The organism is Geothrix limicola (assembly GCF_030268085.1).
GTDB lineage: Bacteria > Acidobacteriota > Holophagae > Holophagales > Holophagaceae > Geothrix > Geothrix limicola.
The window spans coordinates 38,448-61,843 of record NZ_BSDE01000001.1; the positions used below are offsets into that span (position 1 = coordinate 38,448).

General features: G+C 64.2%; 21 protein-coding genes. 14 read left to right on the forward strand and 7 right to left on the reverse strand.

The window, feature by feature from the left end; all coding sequences use genetic code 11:
• Nucleotides 1-26 precede the first annotated feature (26 nt).
• From pilB to QSJ34_RS00210, 7 genes are all read left to right on the forward strand, one after another.
• Complete coding sequence (gene pilB / locus QSJ34_RS00180) at nt 27-1,865, forward strand: type IV-A pilus assembly ATPase PilB (protein ID WP_285568717.1); 1,839 nt, start codon at nt 27-29, stop codon at nt 1,863-1,865.
• A gap of 36 nt (nt 1,866-1,901) precedes the next feature.
• A complete protein-coding gene (locus tag QSJ34_RS00185; protein ID WP_420798814.1) occupies nt 1,902-3,059 on the forward strand; it encodes a type IV pilus twitching motility protein PilT in 1,158 nt (385 codons plus the stop codon).
• Between the two features lie 70 nt (nt 3,060-3,129).
• Nucleotides 3,130-4,332, forward strand: a complete 1,203-nt coding sequence (locus tag QSJ34_RS00190; protein ID WP_285568721.1) for a type II secretion system F family protein — start codon at nt 3,130-3,132, stop codon at nt 4,330-4,332.
• A 43-nt stretch (nt 4,333-4,375) separates the two neighbouring features.
• Nucleotides 4,376-4,807 (forward strand): type IV pilin protein, encoded by a 432-nt coding sequence (locus tag QSJ34_RS00195; RefSeq protein WP_285568723.1) that lies wholly within the window; start codon nt 4,376-4,378, stop codon nt 4,805-4,807.
• Between the two features lie 173 nt (nt 4,808-4,980).
• On the forward strand, nt 4,981-5,751 hold the full coding sequence (locus QSJ34_RS00200; protein WP_285568726.1) for a glycosyltransferase family 2 protein: 771 nt from the start codon (nt 4,981-4,983) through the stop codon (nt 5,749-5,751).
• A gap of 92 nt (nt 5,752-5,843) precedes the next feature.
• Nucleotides 5,844-7,829, forward strand: coding sequence for a tetratricopeptide repeat protein (locus QSJ34_RS00205; RefSeq protein WP_285568729.1), 1,986 nt, complete (start codon nt 5,844-5,846; stop codon nt 7,827-7,829).
• Nucleotides 7,830-7,945: 116 nt separating this feature from the next.
• Complete coding sequence (locus QSJ34_RS00210; protein WP_285568731.1) at nt 7,946-9,640, forward strand: hypothetical protein; 1,695 nt, start codon at nt 7,946-7,948, stop codon at nt 9,638-9,640.
• A gap of 431 nt (nt 9,641-10,071) precedes the next feature.
• On the opposite strand, the gene QSJ34_RS00215 is transcribed toward QSJ34_RS00210, so the two are convergent.
• On the reverse strand, nt 10,072-10,599 hold the full coding sequence (locus QSJ34_RS00215; protein WP_285568734.1) for a type II secretion system protein: 528 nt from the start codon (nt 10,597-10,599) through the stop codon (nt 10,072-10,074).
• Nucleotides 10,600-10,826: 227 nt separating this feature from the next.
• Nucleotides 10,827-11,903: a tetratricopeptide repeat protein gene (locus tag QSJ34_RS00220; RefSeq protein WP_285568736.1), complete on the reverse strand. Its 1,077-nt coding sequence runs from the start codon at nt 11,901-11,903 to the stop codon at nt 10,827-10,829.
• Between the two features lie 159 nt (nt 11,904-12,062).
• On the opposite strand from QSJ34_RS00220, the gene QSJ34_RS00225 reads away from it, so the two are divergent.
• Complete coding sequence (locus QSJ34_RS00225; RefSeq protein ID WP_285568739.1) at nt 12,063-12,842, forward strand: enoyl-ACP reductase FabI; 780 nt, start codon at nt 12,063-12,065, stop codon at nt 12,840-12,842.
• Nucleotides 12,843-13,045: 203 nt separating this feature from the next.
• On the opposite strand, the gene QSJ34_RS00230 is transcribed toward QSJ34_RS00225, so the two are convergent.
• The 4 genes from QSJ34_RS00230 to QSJ34_RS00245 are packed head-to-tail and all read right to left on the reverse strand — an operon-like array spanning nt 13,046 to nt 16,292.
• Complete coding sequence (locus tag QSJ34_RS00230) at nt 13,046-13,516, reverse strand: peroxiredoxin (RefSeq protein WP_285568742.1); 471 nt, start codon at nt 13,514-13,516, stop codon at nt 13,046-13,048.
• A gap of 51 nt (nt 13,517-13,567) precedes the next feature.
• A complete protein-coding gene (locus QSJ34_RS00235) occupies nt 13,568-14,272 on the reverse strand; it encodes a hypothetical protein (RefSeq protein WP_285568746.1) in 705 nt (234 codons plus the stop codon).
• The gene (locus QSJ34_RS00240; RefSeq protein WP_285568749.1) at nt 14,269-14,940 is read right to left on the reverse strand and encodes a hypothetical protein; all 672 of its coding nucleotides are present in this window, start codon (nt 14,938-14,940) and stop codon (nt 14,269-14,271) included. Before QSJ34_RS00240 ends, QSJ34_RS00235 begins: the two co-directional genes overlap by 4 nt.
• Complete coding sequence (locus QSJ34_RS00245; protein WP_285568751.1) at nt 14,919-16,292, reverse strand: ABC transporter substrate-binding protein; 1,374 nt, start codon at nt 16,290-16,292, stop codon at nt 14,919-14,921. The genes QSJ34_RS00240 and QSJ34_RS00245 overlap by 22 nt, the downstream gene beginning before the upstream one ends.
• Before the next feature lie 158 nt (nt 16,293-16,450).
• On the opposite strand from QSJ34_RS00245, the gene QSJ34_RS00250 reads away from it, so the two are divergent.
• Both QSJ34_RS00250 and QSJ34_RS00255 read left to right on the forward strand, forming a co-directional pair.
• On the forward strand, nt 16,451-18,157 hold the full coding sequence (locus QSJ34_RS00250) for an ABC transporter ATP-binding protein (protein ID WP_285568754.1): 1,707 nt from the start codon (nt 16,451-16,453) through the stop codon (nt 18,155-18,157).
• Between the two features lie 31 nt (nt 18,158-18,188).
• Nucleotides 18,189-18,761 (forward strand): acyl-CoA-like ligand-binding transcription factor, encoded by a 573-nt coding sequence (locus QSJ34_RS00255; protein ID WP_285568756.1) that lies wholly within the window; start codon nt 18,189-18,191, stop codon nt 18,759-18,761.
• A 5-nt stretch (nt 18,762-18,766) separates the two neighbouring features.
• On the opposite strand, the gene QSJ34_RS00260 is transcribed toward QSJ34_RS00255, so the two are convergent.
• Nucleotides 18,767-20,398: a GspE/PulE family protein gene (locus QSJ34_RS00260; RefSeq protein ID WP_285568757.1), complete on the reverse strand. Its 1,632-nt coding sequence runs from the start codon at nt 20,396-20,398 to the stop codon at nt 18,767-18,769.
• 135 nt (nt 20,399-20,533) lie between these two features.
• On the opposite strand from QSJ34_RS00260, the gene QSJ34_RS00265 reads away from it, so the two are divergent.
• Genes QSJ34_RS00265 through QSJ34_RS00280 form a run of 4 tightly spaced genes read left to right on the forward strand, consistent with a single transcriptional unit; the run spans nt 20,534 to nt 23,387 of the window.
• Complete coding sequence (locus QSJ34_RS00265) at nt 20,534-20,887, forward strand: NADH-quinone oxidoreductase subunit A (RefSeq protein WP_285568760.1); 354 nt, start codon at nt 20,534-20,536, stop codon at nt 20,885-20,887.
• Nucleotides 20,878-21,387: an NADH-quinone oxidoreductase subunit B gene (locus QSJ34_RS00270; protein WP_285568763.1), complete on the forward strand. Its 510-nt coding sequence runs from the start codon at nt 20,878-20,880 to the stop codon at nt 21,385-21,387. Before QSJ34_RS00265 ends, QSJ34_RS00270 begins: the two co-directional genes overlap by 10 nt.
• Nucleotides 21,387-22,277 carry an NADH-quinone oxidoreductase subunit C gene (locus tag QSJ34_RS00275; protein WP_285568765.1) on the forward strand — a complete coding sequence of 297 codons (891 nt, stop codon included), beginning with the start codon at nt 21,387-21,389 and terminating at the stop codon, nt 22,275-22,277. The genes QSJ34_RS00270 and QSJ34_RS00275 overlap by 1 nt, the downstream gene beginning before the upstream one ends.
• A 27-nt stretch (nt 22,278-22,304) precedes the next feature.
• Nucleotides 22,305-23,387, forward strand: coding sequence for an NADH-quinone oxidoreductase subunit D (locus QSJ34_RS00280; protein WP_476620521.1), 1,083 nt, complete (start codon nt 22,305-22,307; stop codon nt 23,385-23,387).
• The last annotated feature ends 9 nt before the right edge of the window (nt 23,388-23,396 follow it).

The following is a 23,396-nucleotide window of genomic DNA, read 5'->3' on the forward strand; positions in this document are numbered from 1 at the left end:
GCTTCACCCCAATCTGGAGGCAGCACGTGGTCAGCAAGCTCGGGGAAATGCTCGTCAAGGCCCAGCTCATCACCGATGCCCAGCTGGATGAAGTCATCAAAATCCAGCGCAGGGAAGGCGGCAAGCTCGGAAGCATCGTGGCGAGAGCCGGATTTTGCTCGGATCAGGACATCGTGAGCTTCCTGGGCATGCAGTACGGGGTGCCCGCGGCGGACCTGGAGCAGTGGCCTCCCATCGACCCGGCCGTCATCGCCCTGATCCCCAAAGACCTGGCCCAGCGCCACAAGGTGCTGCCCCTCCAGCGCACGGGGAATGTCCTGACCCTTGCCATGTCCGACCCCACGGACATCTTCGCCATGGATGATGTGCGCTTCCACACGGGCTACAACGTGGATCCCGTCGTCTCCAGCGAAATGGGGCTCGCCCGGGCGGTTGAAAAGTACTACGGGGGTGCCAGCGCCGTGCGCCTGGCCGACGGCACGCGGGCGGCCGGTTCCCAGGGATCGGGCCCGGCGGCCAGTGGACCCACGACCACGTCAGGGGGGACAAGCACCTTCAGTGACGAGGACGAACACATCGATCTGGCGGAACTGGAGCAGGAACTCGACGCCGATGCGGAGTTCGACGCGGCGGATGAGGACGAGGACAGCGTCAACGTCGGAAGCCTGAAGCGGGGCAGCGAAGACGCGCCGGTGGTGAAGCTCGTGAACATGGTGCTCATCGACGCCATCAAGCGTGGCGCCTCGGACATCCACATCGAGCCCTACGAGAAGAACTACCGCATCCGGTTCCGCATCGACGGCATCCTCATGGAGGTCATGCGGCCCAACCTCAAGCTGAAGGATCCGCTGACCTCGCGCGTGAAGATCCTCGCCAAGCTCAACATCGCCGAGCGGCGCCTGCCCCAGGACGGCCGCATCAAGCTGCGCGTCAACATGGGCGGCAAACAGAAGGTCATCGACTACCGCGTGAGCATCCTGCCGACGCTCTTCGGCGAAAAGATCGTGCTGCGGCTGCTGGACAGCGACAAGCTCATGCTGGACCTCACCAAGCTCGGCTTCGAACCCGAAAGCCTGGAGCGATGGGACCGCCAGATCTCGAAGCCCTACGGCATGGTGCTGGTGACGGGGCCCACGGGATCCGGCAAGACGAACACGCTGTATTCATCCATCGCCAAGCTCAACACGGTCGACACGAACATCATGACGGCCGAGGATCCGGTGGAATTCAATTTCCCCGGGATCAACCAGGTGCAGATGAAAGAGCAGATCGGGCTGAATTTCGCAGCCGCCCTGCGTTCCTTCCTCCGCCAGGACCCCAACATCATTCTCGTGGGCGAGATCCGCGACTTCGAAACGGCCGAGATCGCCATCAAGGCGAGCCTCACGGGCCACCTGGTGCTCTCCACCCTGCACACCAACGATGCGCCGAGCACCATCAATCGCCTCATGAACATGGGCGTGGAACCCTTCCTGGTGGCCACCTCCGTGAACATCATCTGCGCCCAGCGGCTGGTGCGCCGCCTCTGCAACAACTGCAAGGTGGTGGATTCCCATCATCAGCCGGAGGAAGCGCTCTACAAGGTGGGCTTCACGCCGGAAGAAGTGCAGCGGGGCATTACCTTCTACAAGCCCGTGGGCTGCGATACCTGCAACAAGCGGGGGTACAAGGGCCGCGTGGGTCTCTACGAAGTGCTGGAGATGTCCGAAACCCTCAAGGACATGATCCTCACGGGCGCGTCGGCCATCGAGATCCGGGAGCAGGGACAGAAGGAAGGCATGATCACCCTCCGCCGCTCCGGTTGCCGCAAGGTGCTGGATGGCGTCACCACGATCGAAGAGATCATCCGAGAGACCGTTCTTTAGGCGAGGTAGATCGTGAGCGAAATCGGCGCCAACTATGTGGCCCCCCTCCAGCAGCTGCTCAAGACCATGGTGGAATACGGAGGCACCGACCTCCACATCACCACGGAAACGGCGCCGCAGATCCGCATCGATGGGCGCATGGTGCCCCTCAAGCTGCCGCCGTTGGATGCAGCCCAGACCCGCTGGCTCTGCTACGGCGTGATGACGGATCAGCAGAAGCACCGCCTAGAGGAAGATCTCGAAGTGGACTTCTCCTTCGGCCTTCAAGGCGTGGCCCGTTTCCGCGCGAATGTGTTCAACCAACGGGGCGCCACCGCCGGCGTGTTCCGAACCATTCCCGAACAGATCCGGAGCTTCGATCAGCTGGGCTTGCCGCCGTCCATCCAGGGGCTCTGCGACAAGCCGCGCGGACTGGTGCTGGTGACGGGCGTGACGGGTTCCGGCAAATCCACGACCCTGGCCGCCATGGTGGACAAGATCAACACCGAGGAGCCGGTGCATATCCTCACCATCGAGGATCCGGTCGAGTACGTGCACAAGCACAAGCGGGCCCTGGTGAATCAGCGCGAGATCCACGCGGACACCCACAGTTTCAAGAAGGCCCTGCGCTCCGCCCTGCGCCAGGATCCGGACGTGGTGCTCGTGGGTGAGCTCCGCGACCTGGAGACCATTGAATCGGCCTTGACCATCGCGGAGACGGGCCACCTCACCTTCGGTACCCTGCACACGAACAGCACGGTGCAGACCATCAACCGCATCATCGACGTCTTCCCCAGCCATCAGCAGCCGCAGATCCGGGCCCAGCTCTCCCTGGTGCTCGAAGGCGTCGTGTGTCAGAGCCTCATCCCCAAGGCCAGCGGCAAGGGACGGGCCCTCGCTCTTGAGATCATGATTCCCAATCCCGCCATCCGGAACCTCATCCGTGAGGATAAGATCCACCAGATCTACGGTGTCATGCAGTCGGGCCAATCGAAATACGGGATGCAGACCTTCAATCAGAGCCTTTCGGACCTGGTCATGCGAAAGGAAATCACCCAGGAACAGGCTTTTGAATATTCCTCCAACACCGATGAACTCCGTGAACTCATCAATCGTGGTGTGGGTCTAGGGGCGGCGGGCGGACGCGCGAGCGCACCGGCCCAGCCCACAAGTCCCGTTCTGGGGGGGCGGAATCCCAACATCAAGTACACCTAGCACTTCTCTATGGGGGTTTTCCTGCCTATCCTGAAGTCACCACTCGTTCCCGCTGCTCGCTGAGGTCCGCATGCCCGCATATGCATGGAAAGGCAAGAATCGAATGGGGGAGATCCAGGAAGGAGTCCTGGTCTCCGATTCCCGCGATGCCGCCGCCAACACGTTGAAGCGCAACGGCATCGAGGTCATGAACATCCGGGTGATGGCCGCCGAAGGGACCAAGTCCTGGGGCAAGGTGAAGGCCAAGGAACTGGCCATTTTCACCCGCCAGTTCAGTGTGATGATCGATGCGGGCCTGCCCCTGGTTCAGTGCCTGGAGATCCTGGGGGCCCAGCAGCAGGACAAGGGCTTCCAGCGCATCATCGAAGCCGTCCGGGACGATGTGGAAAAGGGATCCACCTTGCAGGCGGCCCTGTCCAAGCACCCCAAGGCCTTCAACGACCTCTACGTGAACATGGTGGGTGCCGGCGAGAGCGGCGGCATTCTGGACATCATCCTGCAGCGCCTGTCCGGGTACATCGAAAAGGCCGTCAAGCTCACCTCCAAGGTCAAGGGCGCGATGACCTATCCCATCGCCGTCATCAGCATCGCCATCACCGTGGTGGTCATCATCATGATCAAGGTGATCCCCGTGTTCTCGGCCATGTATGAAGGCATGGGGGCCAAGCTTCCCTACCCGACCCTGATCTGCATGGGCATTTCCAATGCGCTCATCAACTACAGCTGGCTCATCGTGCTGGCCACGATCCTGGTGGTGTTCGGCTTGCGCCAGTATTACAAGACGCCCCAGGGACGCCTCCAGATCGATGCCTTCCTCCTGAAGCTTCCGATCCTCGGCGACGTCCTACGGAAGGTGGCCGTGGCCCGATTCTGCCGAACGCTCGGTACCCTCATCAGCTCTGGCGTTCCCATCCTCGAAGGCATGGATATCACGGCCCGTACCGCCGGGAACATGGTCATCCAGAATGCGATCCTCAAATCAAAGGACGCCGTGGAGCAGGGCCGCAACATCAGCACCCCCCTGGCGGAGACCAAGGTGTTTCCCCCCATGGTGGTCCAGATGGTGGGAGTGGGTGAGGCCACGGGTGCCCTGGATGCCATGCTGGCCAAGGTGGCTGATTTCTACGAAGACGAAGTGGATAACGCCGTGGCCAACCTCACCAGCCTGATGGAGCCCGCGATGATCGGCGTCCTGGGCGGCATCATCGGATTCATCGTGGTCGCCATGTACATGCCGATCTTCAATATGGCGAACGTGATGGGCAAGGATTGATTGCACGATTCTTGCAACAATCCTCGCATTCCTGGAGGTTCATGTGTCATCTCAGGCCAAGCGGACAAAAGGCTTCAGTCTCATCGAATTGCTTCTGGTTCTGGCCATCCTTGGCATCATTAGCGCCATCGCCATTCCGAGTTTTCTTGGCCAGCGCCGGCGGGCACGGGTCATCGGTGACGCCCGCAGCAATGCCAACGTACTGATGATGGCGCTGGAATCCCGGAAGGCTGAAACGGGAATCTACGGCACCGCCGGGACCTACCTCTGGAAGTCCGATGGGACCCGTCCGTCCACGGACCTTGCCCCGACGTTCATCCCCAAGGGATCCAGCCAGATGAATTTCAGCGTTGAAGTGCTCGCTGGAGGCATCACCTACAACATGACGATTACGGATCCCGTGCTCGGCGACGCCCAGGTGCTGACGGCCAATCAGAGTGGGGCCATCACTTTGAATACCGTTTATAACAAATAACAGGCGTGGGCTTCTTGCTTGATCTAAAGGGGCCCGTCTGTCGGTAGGGCATGCGTCTATTTGACGAAACGCCGACATTGAAAATCAAATCGATCGGGCCATTGATTTAGGGATCAAACCTCCGCCTTTGCCCGGCCGGCTTGAGTGTATCTGAAGGACTAGAAGGGATTTTCATGCTTGATGGAAAAAAAATTGTCGTCGTCATGCCGGCTTATAACGCGGCCCTCACTTTGAGAAAAACCTACGATGAAGTAATGTCGCACGGCATCGTCGACCTCGTCATTCTCGTCGACGATTCGAGCCGGGACGAGACGGTGTCGATCGCCCGCTCCCTGCCGTCCACGCTGGTCCACGTACACGAGAAAAATTGCGGCTACGGCGGCAACCAGAAGTCGTGCTACCGGCTGGCCCTCAAGGAGGGGGCGGACATCGTCATCATGGTTCACCCGGACTACCAGTACACACCCAAACTCATTCCGGCCATGGCGTCCATCATTGCCCAGGGACTCTACCCCTGTGTGCTGGCGTCAAGGATCCTGGGGGGATACGCCCTCAAAAATGGGATGCCCTGGTGGAAATACATTGCAAACCGGGGCCTGACCCTGATTGAAAACCTCATGATCGGCGCCAAGTTGTCCGAGTATCACACCGGGTACCGCGCCTACTCGAGGGAGGCCCTGGAACAGTTGGATTTTGAGCGTTACAGCGATGACTTCATGTTCGATAACCAGTTCCTGGCCCAGGCGGTCTGGAATCGTTTGACCATCGCCGAGATTACCTGCCCGACCAAGTATTTTCCGGAGGCCTCATCCATCAATTTCGTGCGCAGTGTCCAGTACGGCTTCGGGTGCCTCGGTACGGCGCTAAGGTTTCGACTGGCGCGCATGGGGTTCGGCTCAGACCCTCTCTTTCCCCGCAAACCCGCACCTTCTGAGGGGGTCTGACCATGATGAGCCTGGACACTGATGGCGCGAAAGGGGACGTCGGGGGATCGGCTGCGTCTCCAGCGGGTTCCCGGATTCTGACGACGACACAGGTGACCTGGATTGCAGTGGCCATCGTCCTCCTGACCGTGGGGGTCTACCTGCAAGTGGGCTGGGCGGATTTCGTGACCTTTGATGATCCGGTCTACGTATCCAACAATCCCGTCATCCTCAAAGGATTGAATTGGGAAACCCTGCGATATGCATTCAGTTCCGGACCAGAGGGGAATTACATCCCCCTCGTCTGGCTTTCCCATGCGGCCTGTGTGTCCCTCTTCGGAACCTGGGCAGGTGGTCATCATCTGGCCAACCTCTTCCTTCACGTTCTCAACAGCGTCCTTCTCTTCTACTTCCTGCGGCGCATCACGGCTTCGGCCTGGCCCAGCGCTGGCGTGGCGCTGCTCTTCGCCCTCCATCCTCTGCACGTCGAAAGCGTGGCGTGGATCGCCGAGCGGAAGGATGTCCTCAGCACGCTCTTCTGGATCCTGACGTCCTGGGCGTACGTGCGGTGGGTCGAACGGCCCTCGAAGCTGGGCTACTTCTGGATGCTCCTGCTCTTCTTCCTCGGCCTGCTCTCCAAGAGCATGCTGGTGACCTTGCCGGTGATCCTGCTTCTGCTCGATGCCTGGCCGCTCCAGCGGCTGGATCTTGCCAACCGGGGCTTCAAGGCGCTCTGGTCCAGGGAGGCCTGGAAACTGCTGGTGGAGAAACTCCCGCTCTTTGCTCTTTCGGCTGCGTTCGGGATCCTGACCATCCTGATCCAGAAGACTGTGGGGGCCATGTCCAGCCTGAGTAGCCTGCCCGCTCATCAGCGGCTCAGCAACTCTCTGGGAGCGATCTTCGTCTACCTCCGCCAGATGGTCTGGCCAGACAAACTCAGCGCCTTCTATCCCATCAGCTGGGATTTCCATCCCGTGTTTCACATCGTCGGCGCCTCCCTCGGCCTGGCCCTCATCACAGCCGTGTGCGCCCTCAACCTCCGCCGGCGGCCCTATCTGGCGGTGGGATGGCTGTGGTACCTGGTCACCTTGCTGCCGGTGGTCGGGATCATCCAGGTGGGTGGGCAGTCCCATGCTGATCGCTACACCTATGTCCCCCTGATCGGCGTGTTCATCGCATTGGCCTTCCTCGCTGAAGAGTTTATTTACCGCTGGAGGGTTCCCCGCGTTGCCGTCCTGGGCGTGTCAGCCTGTTTCCTGGGAGGGATGGCCACACTGACGGCAGCCCAGACCCAGATCTGGCGCGACAACCTTCGGTTGTTTTCCTATGCCCTCACCATGGATCCTGAAAACCCCGTGGCGCTCCTGAACATCGGGGATGAGTACCTCAAGCTGGGGCAACTCGAAAACGCGCAGGCGGCCTATTCCCAGGGCTTGAAGTATTCCACGTCTCTCTATCTTGCCCATTATCGGGTTGGCTACGTCCTGGAACTGCTGGGGAAGTACGATCGGGCCCTAGTCTTCTACCGGAAATCCTACGAGTTGAAACCTGGATTCCTGGGCGTGAACCAGGGCCTCGGCCACCTGCTGACGAGGATCGGGAAGTATGAGGAGGCCGCCCCCTTCGTCGAACGGATCATGCACCTTCCCGACGCCGCTGGTACGGCCTCCGACCGGGTGAATCCTGTCACTTCGCAGGTGGACTGGGCCCTCATCCTCCTATCGCGCCAACAGCTCCCGGAAGCCTTGAAGGCCACGGAGGTTGCCCTGGGGCGGGACCCGAAATCCTTCTATGCGGGCGTGGTTTACGGACGCCTGCTCTACGAGGCAGGTCGCCAGGACGAGGGTAATCGGCAATTGGACAAGGTCTGGGCCATGAAACCTGCCGACCCGGAACAGTTGTTCAATCTGGGGATGGCCTTCCTGGGGAATCATCGTCCGGAGGAGGCACGTCATATCATCGAACGCATCCGGACCGAGAAGCCGGATTCCCCGTGGTTGTCCCAGGGGCTCGACAAGCTTGAGCGTGCGGATCCGACCCTGACCGTCCAGACGCTGCGAAGCCTCACGCCCACGGCTAAGGCCGGATCCCAAGGATGAACGAGGCTGCGCCTTCCCGGATTGCCGAATCGCCTTCCACGACTCTGCCGGTTCAAGGGCAGGGAGGGGTGGCGGATTCTCTTCCAGGACGAGCCAGGCGGGGTGGCTGGTCGCGTGTGGCAGAGGTCACCCGCGATTGGCCTCGGCTCTCCGTGCTGGCCGTGCTCACGGGAGTCCTGCTTCGTCTGGTCCAGGTCTGGGGCCAACCCCTGCTCGATGACGAGTGGCACGGGCTTCATTTCATCGTCGGGAAAAACCTCGCCTGGCTCACCATGCACTTCTCCATTCCGGGAGCCACCTGCATCCCCCTGAATGTCTATGGGAAGGTGCTGCTGAATACCATCGGTCTGCACGAATGGCTGCTGAGGCTTCCGTCCATTGTGGCTGGCCTGGCGATGCTCCTCGTGTTTCGTCGCCCCCTGACCCGGTTGACGGACCGGACTACGGCCACCTGGTTCCAGTGGCTGCTGGCTTGCTCACCCCTCCTGGTGCTGTACAGTCGAGTCTTTCGTCCCTACAGCCCGACTGCCCTGCTGACCTTCGCTGCGTTGGTGGCCGGCGGGCTCTGGCTCTCCACGGGGCAGAAGCGGATGCGCTGGATCTACTTCGCCACTAGCCTGGCGGCGGTTGAATTTCACCTCTTTGCCGCGGTGGCCGTCTGCCTGCCACTCGGCGTTGGAGGCCTATTCGCACTCCGGAAGCGAGACCAGGCTTCCGGGCCTTCCTCGGTCTGCCAGGTCCACTTAACTGAGGTCGCTCAGACCGCAACCTTCCTGTTGGTGGGCGCGCTGATACTCATGGGCTGGCCGACCCTGGATTCCATGCGGACGAGCCTGGGCCAAGTGGCGGGGCAGGGGCATCTGACTTTGAGGACCCTGCTTCTGTCCTTCAAACTGGTGGCAGGGACCCATAACCTGGCCCTGGCGATGGCCATCGGCGGGCTCGCCATCTGGGGAGCCTTTCGCCTGTTCAGGGAGAATCCGCCCTTCGCGCTGATCCTGGTGCTCTGCATTCCTGCACACCTCCTGGCCGGGGTGGTCCTCCATCCGCGCTCCATCGATGCTCCCGTCGTCCTGACCCGGTACAGCATCGTGTGCGTCCCGGTCTTTCTGCTGCTGGTGGCTAGGGGATTGGCGGCCTGCGCCTCATTCGGGCGGAACTCGGCTCGGTTGGCAGGGGGGCTGGGAGCGGTCATCCTCCTCGCTGGTTTCTGGACGGGACCCCTGCCTGAGCTTTTCAGGTTCCCGAATTCCTTCACCGCGCAGACCGTCTACTTCCAGTTCCACACCCAGGAAGATCGCTCCGAGTCTCTGGACAGCGAACTGAGGCCCGTGGCGGTGGCCAAACGGACCGTGAAGGTTGGAGACATCCCCCCGTATTATCTGGAACTCGCCCGCGAGGGGACGGGCCCAATCATCGAGTTTCCGATGATGGCGGGTGACCACCGAAACCCATTCTACTTCTATCAACGCGTCCACCACCGCCCCGTCCTGATCGGCTACGCGCCCCTCTTCCCGGAGGCACCCTCCGCCGTACCCGGCATGATCTACGGGAACACCTACATCGATCAGGTGCTCAGCCCGATTCCCAGTGGGAAGCGGAAGGGTTTGTCGTCACTTGTGGACCTCACGGATCCCACGGCGATCAGCCGCAGCGGCGCCACTCACCTTTTGTTGCACCGCCATTTGGCCTTTCCGAGCACCTACCCGCCGGGCCTGCTTCGAGCCCTGTTCGCCATGTACCGGCAACTCCTCGGTCCCCCAGTCTATTTAGATTCAGAGATGGCCGTGTTCGCCTTGAAACGAAGCTGAGTTTCGTTCGTGGCTTGAAAAAAGCGGTCACGTTCCGTGGTGATGCTTTCGAAGGCTAAAGTCCTAGCCCTACGGGTGGTTGAATAGGTCCCTCAAATTTGAGTGCTCAAGGGGAAAACGCTGGGGAATTCGCGGATTGCCAGGGTAGTCATCAAAATGAACTGGCTGGGCCGCGCCTGGATCTGATTTCCACCTCGGAAACGGGAGATCGTCCACGTGGATGACCTTGGCAATGGAGAGAGGCGGGCAATCACAATCGGGCTCAGACGTAGCCTAACTGTGAGGCGCCCACATGGCTGGAACTGTGCCAGGCGGGATCCGTTCGAAGGAGCGACAGAACCGGGTATGGGATCTTCAGAAGGCGAGACAAACAAAAAAGAAGGGGAGGCATGCGCCTCCCCTTCTACTCGGTACCCACAGGTGCGAGATGGTTACTCGACCGCGACGGACTTGATCTGAATCATGTTCTTGCCGGCGGAATCCTTGCCGTTGAGCACGACGCCGACGCCCACGAATCCAGGAACGGTGGCCGTGGGGGGCTGCAGGTAGGCCTGACCCTGGCCGATGGTCTTCCCAGCCATGGCCGTAACAAGCTTCGAGTCGAAGTCGGACTTGTCGGTGGCAGCGGTGATGGAGGTGGTGTCGATCGCGGACACGAAGATCAGATCCGTGGAAGCCGTGCCCCAGGGGTTCAGATCCTTGGAGCTGACGGCGGTGCTGAGGTAGGAATCCATGATTCCCTTGATGGTGCCGGTATCGCCGTTGGCGATCATTTCCTTGGCCTTGTCGTACTGACCGACCAGATCACCGATGCGGCCGATGGAGCCCTGGATGGCCGTCTTGTCGCGGGCACGGGCGCGCTGTCCGAGCAGGGCCGGCAGCGCGATGGCGCTGATAATGCCGATGATGGCGAGCACGAGCAGCAGCTCGATGAGGGTGAAGCCCTTCTGGTTCTTCATGGAGATCTCCTTGTGGGCGGTGGCCGCACGGAAAGATATCAAGGCCTATGCCAAAGCTCAAGAAAAGGATCAAATCGTCTTGCACATTGAATTTAGAGAATTTGGGATTCCATCCGGTTTGGTTAAAAACCCCGATAATTCTGGGCGAATTGACGTAATGGGGCAGCGTGTTGCCGCCGCGCGTCCGGGCCGCTTCCGGGGAGGTCATTCTGCTGATCCTGTAGGACTCAGGAACGATCCAGCTTCTCCAGCAACTCCCTCGCCCCCCGGTGTTTCGAATCGAGCTTGAGGGTTTCCTGGGCGGCACGGCGGGCCTCGTCGTTGCGGCCGAGGCGGTGGAGGATCTGGCCTTTGCGCCACCAGGTGCCGGGGTAGCCGGAGGAGCCGCCCTCCAGGGGTTCCCGCAGCACCTGGTCGAGGGCGGCCAGGCCCTCCTGGAGGTGGGTGCCACTGAGGGCGGAAACCTTGCCGAGCTGCTGGCGGACGAGGCTGGGGGCTTCCACCTGGTGGAGATGATCCTGCAGCACCTTCCAGGCCGTTTCGGGTTGGCCGGCATGCACGTAGGCATCGCTGACGGCGATGACGCCCTGGGCGCGGCTGCGCACGCTCGGCAGCAGGCGAGCGGCTTCGGATAGCAGGCGGGCGTTCTTTGCGGCTTCACCGAGCGCTTTCCGGGCGGGGCGGCTGTCCAGCGCGTCCAGCCATTGGCCCACCACTTCCGGATCCTGGGGAGCCAGGGCGAGGGCACGGCCGAAATAGGGTTCGGCCTCCTTCCACCGGTCTTCCTCCACGAGAATGAGGGCCTGCAGGAGGTCGCCCCGGGCGGGATTGAGCGCGCGCAGAGAGCTGGCGCATTGCAGGGCCTTGCTGGTCGATCCTCCAAGTAGGCCCGGCAGCATCTCGTAGGCCAGCCCGAGGCTGGTCCAGGCGGAGGCCAACGTTGGATCCGCCGCAGTGGCGGCGCGGAGGTCGTCCATGGCATTCAGGGCCTTGCGAAGGCCGCTGAGGTTGCGTTGCCGGATGGCTTCGCCGGCCCGGGCCAGGCCCCGCGCCAGCAGCGCTTCGGCCAGGCCCGGCCGAAGCGCGACCGCGCGATCCGCCGCCGCCAGGGCCTCGGCGAACCGCATGAGGCTGCAGAGGGCCTGGGATCTGGCGGCCAAGGCCAGCGCATCGTTCGGATCCTGGCGGAGCCGCTGTTCCGTTTCGGCCATCACCTTGAGGTAGCGGCCCGCATCCAGATCCGCGCGATAGGCCGGACTCTGGAGCTGGACGTGGGCGAGGAAGATCGCAGGTGCGAAGATCACGATGGCCTCGTTGGAACCTGAACGAGTCAGGATCAGCCAGTGTAAGGGAAGCGGCCAGCCCGATCCGGGCAGGAGCTGTCTTTACCCTGGGTATAGTCTGGGAACGTGATTTTACGGTATGCTAAGTGCTTGTTAGAACAAGACTCTAAAGGAGATCGCATGGTGGCCAAGGGTGGCTTGCTCGAAGGGAAGCGGGGCCTGATCATCGGCGTGGCGAACAAGCGGTCCATCGCCTGGGGCATCGCCCAGCGGGCGAATGAGGCCGGCGCCCAACTCTGCCTCACCTATCAGAATGAGCGCCTGGGCGAGAACGTCCGCGAACTGGCCGCCGAACTGAAGAATCCCCACCTTCAGATGATGGACGTGGGCAGCGACAGCCAGATCGTCATGGCCTTCGACGAGATCCGCAAGAAGTGGGGGAAGATCGACTTCCTCGTGCACTCGGTGGCCTATGCGCCGCGCCAGGCCCTGGAAGGCCGCTTCGTCGACACCAGCCGCGAGGATTTCCGCGTGGCCCATGACATCAGCGCCTACTCCCTGGCCGCCGTCTGTCACGCGGCCCAGCCTCTCATGGCCGAAGGTGGCTCCATCGTGACCCTCAGTTACCTCGGGGCGGAACGGGTGGTACCCGGCTACAACGTCATGGGTGTCGCCAAGGCCAGCCTGGAAGCCTGTGTGCGCTACCTCGCCTCGGATCTGGGCCCCCAAGGCATCCGCGTGAACGCCATTTCAGCCGGCCCCATCAAGACCCTGGCGGCTTCGGCCATTCCGGGCATCGGCTCCAAGCTCAAGGCCCACCGCTCCCACACGCCGCTCCAGAAGGACACGGATCAACTGGAAGTGGGCGATGCCGGCGTGTTCCTGCTCAGCGACATGGGCCGCGGCATCACCGGCCAGACGCTCTACGTCGACGGCGGCTTCAGCATCATGGCTGGATGATCGCCTCGGTACTCGAAGCGATAAAAATCTGAACCGCGAATGGCGCGAATGCACACGAATGGACGGTGTCCTGATCTGCGGTCCAAACGATTTCCGCCGCGGCTTGGTCCCCCAGCGACCCCATTCGCGTGGCTTGCAATGCAAGCCTTTCGCGTCATTCGCGGTTAAATCTTTGTTCTTTCAGGACGCGAATCGCAGCGCCCTTATTTGGATAGACCCGCCAGGATCTCGATCACCTCCGCCACGTGGCCCTTCACGCTGACCTTGGGCCAGACGTGGCGGATGATGCCCTTGGGGTCCACGAGGAAGGTGCTGCGGATGATGCCCTCCACTTCCTTGCCGTACATCATCTTCTTGCCGAAGGCGCCCAGGGCCTTGAGCAGGGCCGTGTCGGGATCAGAGAGCAGACGGAAGGGGAGGTTCTGCTTGGCGATGAAGTTCGTGTGGCTCTTCAGGCTGTCGCGACTGATGCCGTAGACCTGGGCGCCCAGGGACTGCACGCGGGCGAGGTTGTCGCGGAAGTCGCAGGCCTCCGTCGTGCAGCCGGGAGTGCTGTCCTTGGGGTAGGCGTAGAGCACGGTCCAGTGGCCCTTGAAATCCTTGGCCGTGACGGTGGTGCCCTGGTCGTCCTGCAGGGAGAAAGCGGGAATGGGGTGTCCGAGGAGGGGGCTCATATCCCCAGGTTAGCGCGGGTTCTGGCGGCGGGGGACATGGTCCCGGCCCGATCACTCCGCGCGCCCGGGCGCGGAGACCCAGGCCAGGAGCAGCACCACCGCCAGGGCCGCCCAGGCCAAGGGTGAAGGATCCGATCCGAGGCGCGGCAGTTCTTCGGCCAGCAGGCGGCCAAGGCTGTCGTGACCTGGGCCGGGCCCGAGTCCCAGGGCCGACAAGGTCGCCTCGCCCCAGAGGGCCGCGATCCAGGCGCCGGGGAAGAGCGCCGCGGCCTGCTGCCAGCCCCAGGGGGACCAGCGCCGCAATGTCGAAGGCCAGGTCGCGCCGAGGGTGCGCTCCGCCGCCCAGGCGGGCGAATGACGGAACCATTCCAGCCGCGTGCGCAGGGGAGGCTCCAGATGGGGGGCGATGAGCAGGCCCAGCAGCAGCCCCAGGGGCAAAGGTGAAAGCCCACCGAGGAGGGCGGCGAGGGGCAGCAGGAAGAGCAGGGGCGGGAGGCTGCGAAGGGCGGACCAGGCGCTGCGCAGCCTCCCGCCGTACCAGGCCAGCAGGAGACCGAGCGAGAGGGCCAGCAAGGCGCAGGCACTGGCGAACCCCAGACTGCGTGCAGCTGCCAGTGCCAGCCGCAACAGCGCGTCCCGCCCAAGATCATCCGTTCCCAGGGGATGTCGGAGGGTGGCGGTCAACCCGCCGCGGAAGGGATCCAGGGCCAGGTCGGGAATCAGCAGCGCCCCGAGAAAGGCGAGGCGCCACCTCATGAGACCTCCGGGTCCCAGGTCTGCGACAGGGCCCAGAGCAGGGCCAGGGCGAGGATCCATACCGTCAGCCCCGCCCGGTCCCGCAGGGCCACGCGAGTCATCCAGTCGGTGCCGAGGCCCGGCACTCCGAGAACCCGCTCCAGCACCAGGGTGGCCGTGAGCCAGATGGGCAGACGTGCAGCGACCCAGCGGCCCCAAAGACGTGTCAGCGCCAGGTGCCGGACCCGCCGCACCGCCGCGCTCCCCCAGGCCTGCGGGAAGGGATGCTCGGCGGGGATCGCCTGCGCGAGCCACCGGACCTCGCTGGGAAGGGATGCGAGCAGGAAGGCCGCCAGCCATCCGCCGAGGCCTGGAGGGCCCCAGGCTGATGGCCAAAGGGCCAAGAGCAGGGCCGCCCACATCAGGTCGGGCGGCGCCTCCAGAAGGGCGAGGGATCGGTGTCTCGCCAGGTCGGGGCCACCCCGCCAGGCCAACAGCGGCGCCAGGAAGGACAGAGCGGCCACGGCTAGGAGGGAGGGCCCGAGGGCTTCCCAGGGGAAGAGGGGCGGGGTGGCGGATTTCCAGGTGGATCCGGGAAGGGCCAAGGCAAGACCGAGTCCGGAAACCCAGACCATCCACCCCGGGGCCATCCGCCAGAAGGTGCTCTTCACCGTGCGTTCCAGCGCCACCCGGCGGCCCCCGGGGTGTGGAAGTAGAGGCCCAGGGGGCTCGGTTCCACCTGCAGTCGCCTGTCCACCCAGATCACGCTTTGGAAATCCACCAAGGGCAGGGCAGCGGGCGCCTTGGCCCAGAGGCTTTGGAGCTCGCGCCAGGCTGTGTCTCCCGGCTGCTGGGCCTGGGCGCTGAGTTCCGCAAGGCGGGGATGGGTCCAGCCTGTGAAGTTCATGGGGCCCTTCGGTTCCAGATACTCCATGACCGCCCATGGATGAGGATCGAAGACCACGAGGGAGCAGGCCAGCTGAAAATCCCCCTGTTGAAGGCGCCCCACCAGCAGCCCTTGTTCGAGGGGCGTCAACTGGATGTCGAACCCATCCCGCCGGGCGCGTTCGCGCAGGGCCAGGAGGAGTTTCTCCACCGTTTCATCCCCGGCGGGATAGAGCAGGCGGAGCAGGCCGGGGCCCTTGGGGGCCGCCGAGTTCGCGGCGATGGCCTGGGGTTCGAAGCCGAGGGTCTCCGGCCACAGGCCACGGCTTGGGTGGCCATTGAGGGCGAGGAGCTGGGGCGGGAAGGCGTCCCTGCGCCAGCGCTCCAGCAACTGGAGGGGCCCCACACCCACATGGCTCCATACCACCAGCTGGGCCTGCATGGGCTGGGTCACCAGGCGGTGGGTCTGCGGCACCTCGGTCTGTCGCCGCGTGGCCGGGGCGCCGAGGCTCAGCCATCCCTTCTGGAGCGCGGCCATGACGCCGGCCGCATCGGGCAGCAGGCGGAAGCGGATGCCTTCGATGCGAGGTTTCAGGAAGTGGTCGCGGCGCGTGAAGACCCAGGCGCCGGGCTCTTTGCGGAAGGCGAAGGGGCCCGAGCCGCGGTCCGGATGGCCCTGTTGCGCGATGGGCACGCGGGCCAGTTCCATAAGCAGGCGTCCGATGGGCTTGGGTGAGCGCACCCAGGGACGGCCGTTTTCGACGCCCGCTTCGGCGCCCTCGAGAATGGCCCGCTTCGTGGGGCTGGCCTTGGGATCGCGCAGCAGTTCGCGCAGCGTCCAAAGCACGTCCTCCGCGCCGACGGGACTGCCATCCGTGTAGTGGGCGTCGGTCCGCAGCGCGAACTGGACGCGGCCGTCCTTCAGGACCTTCCAACTCATCGCCAAGCGGGGCACGAGCCGGCCGTCCGGCGCGAGGCCCACCAGGGCGTCCCCCGACAGGGATTGCAGGATCCACTGCTCGTAGCCCTCGCCTTCGATGAAATCGAGTGGACCCGGATCCCGGGCCAGGGACTCCTCGACCATCTGGGCGGCGAGTGGAAGGGGTGTCAGGGCCGAGAAGACGATCAGGCCGAATGCGAGGAGCATGTCGCGCATGGTTTGGAATCCCTGAATTTCCTCTAGGATGCGCCGGCCCGCGCTTCCGAGGAAGATGCTTCCTGGCACCGAGGGAGGATTGGTGTTGCTACTCTGATTGCCTGGAGGCCCGCTTGGCGGATCTTTCGAATTCGAAACTGTGGTGGTGGTGGCCGCTGATGGCGCGACACCGGCGCACCCTCTACTGGGGCCTGACGGCCACGGTCTGGTGCAGCGTGGCGGCCTCGGTGGTGCCCTACTGGTCGGGCCGCGCGGTGAACGCGCTGGAACGCCAGGATTGGCACGGATCGCGGGTCTTCCTGGGCTGGATGCTGGGCTTCACGGTCGCCGCCGGCATCGGCCGCTACCTCATGCGTAACACCCTCATCGGACTCAGCCGCGAGGTGGAGCGGGAACAGCGCGAGTCGCTCTACAGCTACCTGCTCTCGCGCCCCTTCGCGTTCTACGAGCGGCAGCGCGTGGGCGACCTCATGTCGCGCGTGGGCGACGACGTGGGTACGGTGCGCATGGCCACGGGGCCCGGGCTCATGAGCTTCCTGCAGGTGCTGTCGATCCTGCCGGTGACGCTGGGGCTGATGTTCCATACCAGCTGGCGGCTCACGCTGGCCGTCATGCTGCCGTTCTCGTTTCTGGCCCTGGGCTTCTACGTCATCGGGAAGTGGAGCCACATGGTGCAGCAGAAGCTGCAGCTGGCCTTCTCGGCCCTCTCGACCTTCAGCCACGAGACCATCAGCGGTGAGCGGGTGGTGCAGGCCTTCGGCCTCGAAGAGGCGCGGGTGGCGCAATTCGGGACCCTCAGCCGCCGCCACGCCATGCTCAGCATGAAGCAGTCGGTGATCTTCAGCGCCTACGCGCCGCTCTCAGCCCTCATCGGTGGCATGTCCGCGCTGGTCCTCGTCTCCTACGGCGGCAACCTCGTCGTGCACGGCAAGCTGACCCTGGGAGACCTGACGGCCTTCACAGGATTCCTCGTGGCCCTCGCCTGGCCCATGATGAGCCTGGGCTGGTCGGCGAACCTCTTCCAGCGCGCCAAAGCCGGCCAGGAGCGCCTGGATCAGTTGGTCCACAGCCCCGAACCGGCGCTCCCGGCCGCCGACCCCATCGCCCTTCCCGACATTCCGGTGTCTCTGAGCCTGGAGGGCCTGAGCCACCGGTTCGAGACGGGACGCGGGCTCGGTCCCCTCGATCTCCACCTGACGCCCGGCGACAGCCTGGCGGTGGTGGGCGGCATCGGTTCGGGCAAGACGCTGCTGCTGCAGGTGCTGGCGGGCCTGCGGGAACCCCAGTCGGGCCGGATGCTCGTCGACGGCGAACCGCTGTCCCACGCCACGCTCCGCCGCCACTGGGCGGGCCTCGGCTGGGTGCCCCAGGAGGCCTTCCTCTTCTCGGACACGCTTCGCGTCAACCTGGCCATGGGCCGTCCCGATGCCACGGAAGAAGAGATCTGGGAGATCGCCCGGGTGGTGGCCATGGATGAGTTGATCCGGCGCCTGCCCGATGGCCTGGACACGGTGGTGGGCGAACGGGGCGTGATCCTCAGCGGCGGCGAGCGCCAGCGCACGGCCCTCGCGCGGGCCCTCCTGCGCCGCCCGCGCCTGCTGCTGCTGGATGACGCGCTGTCCGCAGTGGATGCGGAAACCGAAAGCCGCATCCTCGAGAACCTGCGCGGCTTCCTGGGCACCTCCACACTCGTGCTGGCCACGCATCGCGTCTTCGTCGCCGAAACCTGCGCCCGCGTGCTGGTGCTGGAAGAAGGCCTGCCCATCCAGCTCGGCAGCCCCGAAGCCCTGGCCGGGCAGGCTGGCACCTTCGCCCGCCTGAAGCGCCTGCAGAGTCTGGAGCGGGAGTTGGTGCGGGGGGCCTGATTTTGATCCCGTGCCTTTTTCATCAAATCGCATGAAGGACCGCCGGCAGGATCGTGCCCGCACCCAGCGCCGTGTGGCGCTGGCGAGGGCGGTGGAACGGGTCGAATCCGAAGGTCTGACGGCCCTCTGCAGCGCCCCGCCTGATCGCGGGACTGGCTTGAATGTCCGCGACTTCGAAGCCCAGCCCCTGAACCTGCTCTTCCTGGACGAGGATGATCTCCGGACCTGGTTTTCCGAGGCCCTCGACGCCGCGGGACTGGTGGAGGCCGCCCTGGGCTGGGCGCGGCACCTGGAGGAGGATTCGGAGCTGTGGCGGCGGCGCCTGAGCCTGATTGGGCGGGAAGCGCGTCTGCGGGCGCGGCGGGCCGAACTCGACGAGGCCTGGCGCGCGCTCTTCCGGGAGCACTTCCGCCGCTGGGGCGCCGCAAGCCTGGCGGGCGAGCGCGTGGCCAGCCTCGAGGCGGACCTGGCTCTGGCGGCCCTGCGCGGCGCCGAGCGGCTCTGGGTGGAGGGCGGTGGGCGGCCCCTGCTGCCGATCCTGGCGCAGGAGGCCCTGGCCGCGGTGTGGCCCGCCCTCTACGCGCACGCACGGAAAGCGCGCTAGCGGTTCTAGGCGCCTTCCCGGAAGGTGACCTTGTTGATCTCGGCGAAGGTCGTAATCCCCGCCCGCACCTTCTCGATGGCGCTCTCCCGGAGGAACTGCATGCCGTGGCGCCGCGCGGCTGCCTTCACTTCGCGCACGGGGGCGCGCTGGATCAGCAGCTCGCGGATCTCGTCGTTGAGGCCCATGAATTCGATGATGGCCTGGCGGCCGCGGAAGCCCGTGCCGTGGCAGTCCACGCAGCCCACGCGATCGAAGAGGGTGGCGCTGCGCAACCAGGCCTCGTCCACGCCGTTCTCTTCGAGCTCCTGCGGGGTGGGCTTGGCGGCGGGCCGCTTGCACTTGGGGCAGAGCACACGCACGAGGCGCTGGGCGAGGATGCAGTTCAGCGATGAGACGAAGTTGTAGACCTCGACGCCCATGTGCTGGAAGCGGCCCAGCACGTCCAGCACGTTGTTGGCGTGAACGGTGGTGAAGACCAGGTGACCCGTGAGGGCCGACTGGATGGCGATCTGGGCCGTTTCGGGGTCGCGGATTTCGCCCACGAGGATCTTGTCGGGATCGTGGCGCAGGATGGACCTCAAACCCAGCGCGAAGGTGAGACCTTTCTTCTCGTTGACGGGAATCTGGGTGACGCCCTCGAGCTGGTACTCGACCGGATCCTCGATGGTGATGATCTTGTCCTCGGGGGCCTTGATCTCGCTGAGCACGGCGTAGAGGGTGGTGGTCTTGCCTGAACCCGTGGGGCCCGTCACGAGGAACATGCCGTAGGGCTCGCGGGCGAAGCGGCGCAGGCGCTTCAGCTCGTGGTCGGAAAAGCCGAGGATCTCCAGGCTCAGGGCCTGAAATTCTTCCGTCAGGTTCTCTTTGTCGAGGATGCGGATCACCGAATCCTCGCCGTGGATGGTGGGCATGATGCTCACGCGGAAATCGATGGCCCGGCCCCGCACCTTGAGCTTGAAGCGGCCGTCCTGCGGCTTGCGCTTCTCGGCGATGTCCAGTTCGGACATGACCTTGACGCGGCTGATGATGGGCGAGGCGAAGCGCCGGTCGATGGGCTCGGCTGCGGGGTAGAGGCTGCCGTCGATGCGGTACTTGATCTGGAAGCCCGTGGCGGTCGTCTCGAGGTGGATGTCCGAGGCCCGGCGCTGCAGGGCGTTGAAGATGGTCGTGTCCACCAGGCGGACGATGGGGGCCTCGTCCTTGTCCGTCAGGCGTTCGAGGTCGAGCACCTCGTCGTCCAGATCCTCCTCGTGCAGCACCTGGATCTTGAGGGCCTCGCCGGCCTCGTCCATGACCTTCTGGCCGCTTTCGGATTTCTTCAGCACTTCCTGGATCTGGGCGAGGGGGGCGCCCGCAAACCTCAAAGGGCGCTTGAGGCGCAGCCGGAGCATGTCCTGGGTGGGGATGTCCAGCGGATCGGCCATGGCCAGCCACAGGACCCCCTCGCGCTCCTGCACGGGCACGAAGTGGTGCTTCAGCATCAGATCGAGGGGCAGGGCCTGGAACAAGGCGAAGTCCACCACCTCGCGGGTGAGGTCCATGGTGGGGTAGAGCTCGCGGACCGGTCGGAAATCATCCAGCCGGGTTTCGCCGGAGTCGGCCGCATCCGCGGGATTCGGTGGGTTTTGCATCGACATGGAGGAATCCTACCGGAAGGGGGCCGATCCCGGTTGACCGGATTCGGACATGAGTCACAACCGACCGCCCGGTCAGGTCTGAAACATTGACCCCACCGCGACGGACAGCCCACAATCAGGAACTCGGGAGGGCCCATGCGTGGGTATGCGCCAATTCTGCTTCTGGTTCTCATCGCGATGGTCCTGCCGCCGCTGGTCTGGACCCTGTCGAAGCTGCTGAGGCCGACATTTCCCAGTCATAACAAGTATGCGGCCTACGAGTGCGGCATCACCGCCACCACCGAGGCCCGGGAAAAGTTCAGCGTCCGCTACTACCTCGTGGCCGTGATGTTCCTCGTGTTCGACGTGGAAACCGTGTTCCTCATGCCCTGGGCCATCCAGATGAAGGAACTCGCGGTCTTCGGCCTCATCGAAATGGGGATCTTCCTGTTTCTTCTGCTGTTCGGCTACGGCTACATCTGGTCCAAGGGAGCCCTGACATGGGAGTAAACCAGCCCACCGCCCTTGAGCACGTGCTCATCACCACCAAGGTGGAGAAGGTCATCAACTGGGCCCGGGCTTCCAGCGTGTGGCCCATGACCTTCGGCCTGGCCTGCTGCGCCATCGAGATGATGGCCGCGGGCGCCAGCAAGTTCGATTTCGACCGCTTCGGCGCAGGCATCTTCCGCGCCACGCCCCGCCAGAGCGACTTGATGATCGTCGCGGGCACGGTCACCTACAAGATGGCCCCCGTGATCAAGAAGCTCTATGACCAGATGCCCGAGCCCAAGTGGGTCATCGCCATGGGCTCCTGCGCCACCGCGGGCGGGCCCTTCGACTCGTACCACACGATCCAGGGCGTGGACAAGGTCGTGCCCGTGGACGTCTACATCCCCGGCTGCCCGCCCCGGCCCGAAAGCCTGATCTACGGCTTCATGAAGCTGCAGGACAAGATCATGACGAGCAGCATCGCGGACCGCTACAAGGACATCTTTGAGGAGGTCGGCTGATGTCTGAACCGAACACTCCAGACACGCCGCAAGAGAACGCGGTGACCCCGGAAGTGCCCAGCGGACCCTATGTCTACGACTACGCGGCCTCGCCCCAGCGCCAGATCGTGATGCCGAAGACGGTGCCCCTGCCGAGCCTGAAGACCTACCAGGCCGAAGTGGTCGCCGCCGCCGCGGCCGACGAGGCCAAGTGGCAGAAGCAGCTGGCCGACTTCGAGGTGGCCAAGGCCAAGGCCGAGGCCGAAGGCAAGGACGCGCCCAAGCTCCCCGTGCGCGCCGTGCCCCGCAAGGATGACAACGACATGAAGACGCCCTGGCCCGTCGAGGCCAAGGACGCCGACCTGCTGAAGCTCCAGGAGCTGCTCGGCGACAAGGTGGAGGAGATCTTCGAACAGGCGGGCGAGCTGGTCTGCCAGGTGAAGAAGGAAGCCATCCTCGACGCGCTGAAGGTCTGCCGGGATGACGTCTCGCTGAAGTACGAGATGCTGGCCGATCAGTCCGCGACCCACTATCCGGCCGCCAAGGATTTCGCCTTCTCGGTGGTCTACCACCTCACGAGCATCAGCCGCTGCAAGCGCCTGCGCCTGCGGATCCTGATCCCCGAAGGCTTCAGCCCCGAGAGCGCCTGTTCCGAATACCCCAGCGCCAACTGGATGGAGCGCGAGATCTACGACATGCTCGGCATCCGGTTCCTGAACCACCCGGACATGACCCGCATCCTCTGCCCCGAGGACTGGGAGGGCTACCCGCTGCGGAAGGAATACCCGACCGTGGGCTGGGGCCAGCGTGACATCGACTTCCGGGAAGACCGGGGCGGTGTGCTCAATCGCCTCGCCATGGAAAAGGCCGGCCAGATGGGCATCAACCTGAAGCAACCCAAGGCTGACTAGGAGCGGACGGTGTTCAAGAACGAGGAAATGGAAATCAACCTCGGGCCGCAGCACCCCTCCACCCATGGTGTGTTGCGGGTGAAGCTGCGCCTCGACGGCGAAACGGTCACGCATTGCACGCCGGTCATCGGCTACCTGCATCGCGGCGTCGAGAAGATCTGCGAGAACAAGACCTACTTCCAGGGCCAGGTGTGGACGGACCGCATGGACTATGTGGCCTCCATCAGCAACAACCTGGGCTGGGCCGAGGGCGTGGAGAAGCTGTTCGGCATCGAGGTGCCGCGCCGCGCCAAGTACATCCGCACCATGCTCACCGAGCAGAACCGCCTCGCCTCCCACCTGCTGTGGCTGGCCACGCACGCGCTCGACATCGGGGCCATGACGGTCTTTCTCTACGCCTTCCGCGAGCGCGAGTACCTGCTCGACCTCTTCGAGGCCTTCTGCGGCGCGCGCCTAACCACCACGGCCTTCCGCATCGGCGGCCTGCGTGAGGACCTGCCTCCGGGCTTCATCAAGAAGGCCCAGGCCTTCCAGGACCTGTTCCTGGACTGCGTGGACGAGTACGAGACCCTACTCACCGAAAACCGCATCTGGAAGAAGCGCACCATCGGCGTGGCCAAGCTCAACGCCGAGGACTGCATCGCCCTGGGCGTGACGGGCCCCGTGCTGCGCGCGGCGGGCGTGCCCTACGACATCCGCAAGGCCTTCCCCAACGCGGCCTATGCCGAGATGGATTTCGAGATCCCCACCCGCACCGAGGCCGACACCTACGCGCGGTACCTCGTGCGTCTGGCGGAGATGCGCCAGAGCCACCGCATCATTCAGCAGTGCATCGACGGCCTGCCCGAAGGCCCAGTGATGGCCAAGATCCCGAAGATCCTCAAGTCCGAGGTGAACGAGGTCTACCATCCCATCGAGGCCCCCAAGGGCGAGCTGGGCTACTACTTCGTGGGCGAGAAGGGGGGGCTCAACCCCTATCGCATGCACGTCCGGGCACCGAGCTTCGTGAACCTGCAGGCCCTGCCCAAGATGATCGAAGGCCGACTCCTGGCCGACGTGATCGCCGCCATCGGCACCCTCGACGTGGTGCTGGGCGAGATTGACCGCTGAGGACGACGA